3 protein-coding genes are annotated in these 7,252 nt (G+C 37.2%); all 3 read left to right on the top strand.

The window, feature by feature from the left end; translation table 11 throughout:
- On the top strand, nucleotides 1-3,200 hold a 3,200-nt coding region (locus FHK87_RS26410), incomplete at its 5' end, for a beta strand repeat-containing protein (protein ID WP_226294369.1).
- Between the two features lie 29 nt (nucleotides 3,201-3,229).
- Nucleotides 3,230-3,919: a hypothetical protein gene (locus tag FHK87_RS21805; RefSeq protein ID WP_140596694.1), complete on the top strand. Its 690-nt coding sequence runs from the start codon at nucleotides 3,230-3,232 to the stop codon at nucleotides 3,917-3,919.
- Between the two features lie 3 nt (nucleotides 3,920-3,922).
- Nucleotides 3,923-7,237, top strand: a complete 3,315-nt coding sequence (locus tag FHK87_RS21800; RefSeq protein WP_140596692.1) for a right-handed parallel beta-helix repeat-containing protein — start codon at nucleotides 3,923-3,925, stop codon at nucleotides 7,235-7,237.
- Nucleotides 7,238-7,252: the final 15 nt, after the last annotated feature.

Raw genomic sequence — 7,252 nt, 5'->3', positions numbered from 1 at the left:
CGGATACCAATACAACAAATTCTACCTTTACTGAAGATGGAACCAACTTGATCATCACCGATTCGGATGGTAGTACAGTATCTATTCCGTTAGCTGACATTGATACGGATACCAATACAACAAACTCTACTTTCACTGAAGATGGAACAAACTTGATCATCACCGATTCTGATGGTAGTACAGTATCTATCCCATTAGCGGATATTGATACGGATACAAATACAACCAATTCTACTTTCACTGAGGATGGAACAAACTTGATCATCACTGATTCGGATGGTAGTACAGTATCTATAGCTCTTGCAGATCTTGCTAGTGAAATAGATACGGATACCAATACCACAAATTCTACCTTTACTGAAGATGGAACGAACTTAATCATCACGGATTCCGATGGTAGTACAGTATCTATTCCGTTAGCAGATATCGATACAGATACTAATACAACAAATTCTACTTTCACTGAAGATGGAACGAACTTGATCATCACCGATTCTGATGGTAGCACGGTTTCTATTCCATTAGCAGATATCGATACAGATACAAATACAACAAACTCTACTTTCACTGAAGATGGTACAAACTTAATCATCACTGATTCGGATGGTAGTACAGTATCTATTCCATTAGCTGACATTGATACAGATACAAATACTACAAATTCTACCTTTACTGAAGATGGAACAAACTTGATCATCACTGATTCGGATGGTAGTACAGTCTCTATTCCATTAGCGGATATCGATACGGATACCAATACCACAAATTCTACTTTCACTGAAGATGGAACCAACTTAATCATCACTGATTCGGATGGTAGTACCGTTTCCATCCCATTAGCGGATATCGATACAGATACAAATACTACAAATTCTACTTTCACTGAAGATGGAACAAACTTAATCATCACTGATTCGGATGGTAGTACAGTCTCTATTCCTTTAGCGGATATCGATACGGATACCAATACAACAAACTCTACTTTCACTGAAGATGGAACAAACTTGATCATCACTGATTCAGATGGTAGTACAGTATCTATCGCTCTTGCAGATCTTGCTAGTGAAATAGATACAGATACCAATACAACAAACTCCACTTTCACTGAAGATGGAACAAACTTAATCATCACTGATTCGGATGGTAGTACAGTCTCTATTCCATTAGCGGATATCGATACAGATACCAATACAACCAATTCTACTTTCACTGAAGATGGAACAAACTTGATCATCACCGATTCTGATGGTAGTACAGTATCTATTCCGTTAGCAGACATTGATACGGATACCAATACAACAAATTCTACTTTCACTGAAGATGGAACAAACTTGATCATCACCGATTCTGATGGTAGTACAGTATCTATTCCGTTAGCAGACATTGATACGGATACCAATACAACAAATTCTACTTTCACTGAAGATGGAACAAACTTGATCATCACTGATTCGGATGGAAGTACAGTATCTATTCCGTTAGCAGATATCGATACGGATACCAATACAACAAACTCTACCTTTACTGAAGATGGAACAAACTTGATCATCACTGATTCGGATGGAAGTACAGTATCTATTCCATTAGCGGATATTGATACGGATACAAATACAACCAATTCTACCTTCACTGAAGATGGAACAAACTTGATCATCACTGATTCGGATGGTAGTACAGTGTCTATTCCTTTAGCGGATATTGATACGGATACTAATACAACCAATTCTACCTTCACTGAAGATGGAACAAACTTGATCATCACTGATTCGGATGGTAGTACAGTGTCTATTCCTTTAGCGGATATCGATACGGATACCAATACAACTAATTCTACTTTCACTGAAGATGGTACAAACTTGATCATCACTGATTCGGATGGTAGTACAGTATCTATTCCGTTAGCAGATATCGATACGGATACCAATACAACAAATTCTACCTTCACTGAGGATGGAACCAACTTGATCATCACTGATTCGGATGGTAGTACAGTGTCTATTCCATTAGCGGATATTGATACGGATACCAATACAACAAACTCTACTTTCACTGAAGATGGAACAAACTTGATCATCACCGATTCGGATGGTAGTACCGTTTCTATTCCGTTAGCGGATATCGATACGGATACCAATACTACAAACTCTACTTTCACTGAAGATGGAACAAACTTAATCATCACTGATTCGGATGGTAGTACAGTATCTATTCCATTAGCAGATATCGATACAGATACAAATACAACTAATTCTACTTTCACTGAAGATGGAACAAACTTAATCATCACTGATTCGGATGGTAGTACAGTATCTATTCCATTAGCAGATATCGATACAGATACAAATACAACTAATTCTACCTTTACTGAAGATGGAACAAACTTGATCATCACTGATTCGGATGGTAGTACCGTTTCTATTCCATTAGCGGATATTGATACGGATACCAATACAACCAATTCTACTTTCACTGAAGATGGTACAAACTTGATCATCACTGATTCGGATGGTAGTACAGTATCTATTCCGTTAGCAGATATCGATACAGATACAAATACAACGAATTCTACCTTTACTGAAGATGGGACAAACTTGATCATCACTGATTCGGATGGTAGTACCGTGTCTATTCCGTTAGCAGATATCGATACGGATACCAATACAACAAATTCTACTTTCACCGAAGATGGAACAAATTTAATCATCACTGATTCGGATGGTAGTACAGTGTCTGTACCACTTGCGGATATCAATCCAACAGTAGTAAGTGCGGATGCTGGTAACCAAATTACAGCTGGTAGCGACGGTGGAGCATTTTTAAACACTGCTGCACTTGGAATTCCAACTATTTATTCAGCAGGAAAAGTAAATGCAAATGGAACAGTAAATACAGGTGCCATCTACAATGCTACAGTGACGAAGGTTACTACCAATAATGGAGGTGGAGGCCCAGAAGGAGATTATCAAATTCAGTTTACAACAGCATTGCCAAGTGCAAACTATGTGATACAACTTACAATTCCTGATTGTGGAGGTGATTGTCCAGGAAATACAACAGCAAACTTTGATGATCCTGGTATTACTTATTACAATCAGACAGCTGGAGGCTTCTTTGTAAATATTAGGGATAGTGATAATGGTTCAACACAAGGAGATGATATTGATCTAGACTTTATGTTTACTGTTATTAGACTTCCATAGACTAAACTATTAAAAGCTCATATAACCAAATGAAACAAATAATCTTAAACCTGTTATTTTTCACATTGCTAAATGTAATGACAGCTCAAATTGGTCCAAATGATGCAGATGCGCTAACAGGGTTACCAACCGCAACCGATTTAGCAGAAATAAATGCTATTTTAAATCCACAGATTGGTGCGGTTGTTTATAATCTTGATAATGAAGAAATCTATCGTTACACAGGGCCTACAAATGGCTGGTTAATTGCAACTGATGATCAAAATGCAGCCGAGGTCAATACAATTGCTTCTTCTATAGATTTAAATGGCGATGGATCGGTAGATGCGGCTGATATTATAGATGTAGATGGAGACGCTGTAGTAGATGCCACAGTACAAGCAGTTATAGAAGCAATAACTCCTATTACTGCCAAAGCAGGTAGAGTATTTTACCCTCCCTCAATTTCTATTGATGCTTCTACTATAAGAAATGATGACACATTGGATTTATACGACTTATATAGACAAGAGTTTGCCGCTCCTATTGCACGAAATCCAAGTGCGCCAGCTTCAATTCCTATTTATGAAGCAACCGAACTTAACTATTATGTTACTTTTGCAGACCCTGCAATTTTTAATATCGACGGTATTACAGACGCCGGTGTTATGACATATGATATTTTAGGTACACCTACAAATGATAATACTATAATAAACGTAGTATTTGTAGTAAAATAGGATATGAAAACACACAATCATTTTATAAAGGCTTTACTTTCTAACAAGTTATTATTTCTAATAGCTTTTTTATGTTTTTCAACATTTAATGCAAGTGCTCAGGCTGTTGTAGCTGTAGAAGTAAACTGGCCAGTGCAAGCACAACAAAATCTTGTACAGATAAGAACTGCTGGAAATGCCACAGTGTATCAAGACTGTGTACCTGGAAATTGTTTCAATAATAACAATACAGGTTTTGTATATAATAATACCGGCAGTACAACCTTAGCATTTGGCAATTATAATCTTTTAGTAGCAGATGCTGCATCTAACGGATGGGATGGTGCTGCGACAGTAAGAGTACTAGTCAATGGCGTTGAAGTTTTGAACACAACTCTTGCCGCAGGTTTCTTTCAGTTTATTCCTTTTACTGTTGCTGACACAGGAGTTTCTATCAACCCACCACTTACTATATTTGACGAATTTGATGGAGAGTTTGATTATGCCGTAACAGGAGGATCATTGCGTGATAGCGATACCAATACGTGTTCTATAGTCACGACTTCTTCAGAAATATTAACCTCTAGCATCCCTCCTACTGCAACTATTGAAAGAGCATATCTTTTTTGGGCACAATCTAATTATGAAAGGGATGATCAAGTTACTTTTGAAGGCCAAAATGTTTCTGCAGATGTAGTGAATGTCTTTAGATTTGGAGGATTAGGTATTACATTTTTTGGGATGGTTAGTGATGTAACATCTATAATACAAGGTATATCAGATCCTTCTGCAAACACATATGATTTTACGGATTTAACCGTAGATAATACTGGAACTTATTGTACAGGAAATGTAACCGTTGGCGCATGGAGTCTAATGATTTTTTATAGCGATGCTTCTTTACCGGCTGCTTCAATAAATCTTTATAATGGATTTGCGGGAGCGCAAAATACAGCAAGTCCTTTACCTTTTCTATTAGATAACTTCTTTGCAAATTCAAATTCTGATGCCAAAACAACTGTACTCTCTTGGGAAGGTGATGCTCCAAATACAGGAGGCGAAGAACTCTCACTTTCTACAAGCGCAAGCCCTACTCCCTTTCCACTAGTTGGCGATGGCGATAATGATGGGGTAACACTTGATAATCCATTTAATTCTACTGTTTATGATGGAACTACCGGGGTAGATCGCACTCGTTTTGGTATTGACCTTGATACATACGATATTTCTCCATTTATCAATGTTGGAGAAACCAGTGTTACAACTAATGTTGGAGTTGGTGGTGATTTTATATTACTAAACTCTGTAGTTTTAAAAGTATCTAGTAATCTAATGACAGGTAATGTTTTTGAGGATATTAATTATGGAGGAGGAAACGGGCGTGATATCACTACTGCTTCTGGAGCTCCCATAGAAAATGCAACTGTAGAGTTATATGACAATACCGGTACTTTAGAAGATGCAACTGTTACAGATAGTTCTGGAGAATATGTATTTGGTGGTATGAATAATGGAGATTTCAGTGTTAGAGTTGTAAACAGTACAGTTAGGTCTACCCGAGGAGGAGGCAGTGGATGTACAACTTGTTTACCTATACAAACGTTCAAAAGAAATTTCTCTCTGGGAACTCATACAGACATTACAACCCAAATCGGAGGAACCGATCCTAGTGGTCAGGATACTGCAGCAGGAGTATTGACAGGTGCACAAACTGTTTCATCCGTTTCAATTAATAATCAAGGGGTGGTCGATTTAGATTTTGGATTTAATTTCAATACTATAGTGAATTCAAATCAAGAAGGTCAAGGCTCTCTGAGGCAATTTATCATTAATTCAAATGCGTTAGATGAAACAGGGTTGGATATCGTTCCCCATCCTGATGATGCTTCTTTTGATCCTGCATCCGGAGCAGATACTTCTATCTTTATGATTCCTCCTGCAAATGATAGATTAGGAAGAACTGCAGATACTCGTTTTACTAGTGGGTATTTTGATATCGTAATCCCAAATGGTAATGACCTTCCTAATATTAGCGATGCAAATACTGTTATTGACGGGAGATCTCAAACTGTATATTCTTCTTCTTCAGGTGATGATAATACAGGAACTGTTGGTTCTGGAGGAACAAATGTTGGAACATCAGCAAGTACATTACCTAATTATAACCTTCCGGAAATACAAGTTCATCAAAATAATGGTGATGTACTAATTGTAGATGCAGACAATACGACAATTCAAAATCTATCTGTATATTCAAACAATAACTCAGGAATACGAATTGATTCTGGTACAAACACAATCATTTCTTCGAATCTTATTGGTGTTAATGCAGCAGGAACTGCAGTTCAAAACATTCGAGTGGGAGTTGAAATGATAGGAGGAACTGCAACTATAGAAAATAATTTTATCTCAGGCAATCGTACTGCAGGCGTATTGATTAATGGAGGAACTTCAACAATTGTTCGAAATAATCATATTACTAATAATGGAGGCGGTCTTAGTGGTACTTTTTGTAATGATAATCTTAGATTACAAAGTGGAACCGGAATTGAAATTCGAAATAATCTTATAGAATCTGCTGCTTCTATTGGTATTGATGCAAATGGTAGTGCAGGAAATATTACAATTACAGAAAATACAATTACTACTTCTGGTACAGGGCCTACTTGTACCGAAAATCAAGGTATCTTATTAAGTGGTAGCAACTCATCTATGTCTAATAATATAATTAACAATAATGGTGGAGCAGGTATAGCACTTTCTAGCGGAAATACTTCTGGCAACCTAATCTCACAAAACTCCATTTTTGCAAATGGAACTGTTTCAGACGCTTTGGGAATAGATCTTAATAATGATGGAGTTACTTTAAATGATCTTGGAGATGCAGATACCGGTCCGAATGGAAGGCAAAATTTTCCGGTTTTTGAGTCGGCCACTATATCTGGTAATGTATTAAAAGTAGTTGGTTGGGCTACTCCTGGTGCTACACTAGAATTCTTTCTTACAGATATTAATCAAGGAACGGCATCGGTGGGTGATAATCAAATTGGGCTTACACAAGATTATGGTGAAGGTCAGGTATTCATTGCTTCGGCTATAGAAGGAAGTCCCGATGATAATGATAGCACATCCTCTTCATATACAGACGCAGATGGAAACACTGATAATACAGAACGATTTAATTTCTCTATCACCCTAGGATCGACTATTCCTGTTGGAAGTATAATCACTGCAACAGCTACAACCAGTAATTCTACATCAGAGTTCGGAAATACATTTCCTATTGGAGCTGCTACTGTAATTACCAATAGAAGAATAACATACAGGGTTAATAATTAATCTAATTTTGAAATA

Source organism: Aquimarina algicola (genome assembly GCF_006443095.1).
GTDB lineage: Bacteria > Bacteroidota > Bacteroidia > Flavobacteriales > Flavobacteriaceae > Aquimarina > Aquimarina algicola.
Note: the sequence above shows the minus strand (reverse complement) of the source record. Positions and strands in the feature narration are given on the sequence as shown.

Bases quoted from the DNA above. Each gene is read 5' to 3' on its own strand.
- FHK87_RS21805 (WP_140596694.1), top strand. From the start codon at position 3,230: ATGAAACAAATAATCTTAAACCTGTTATTTTTCACATTGCTAAATGTA.
- FHK87_RS21800 (WP_140596692.1), top strand. From the start codon at position 3,923: ATGAAAACACACAATCATTTTATAAAGGCTTTACTTTCTAACAAGTTA.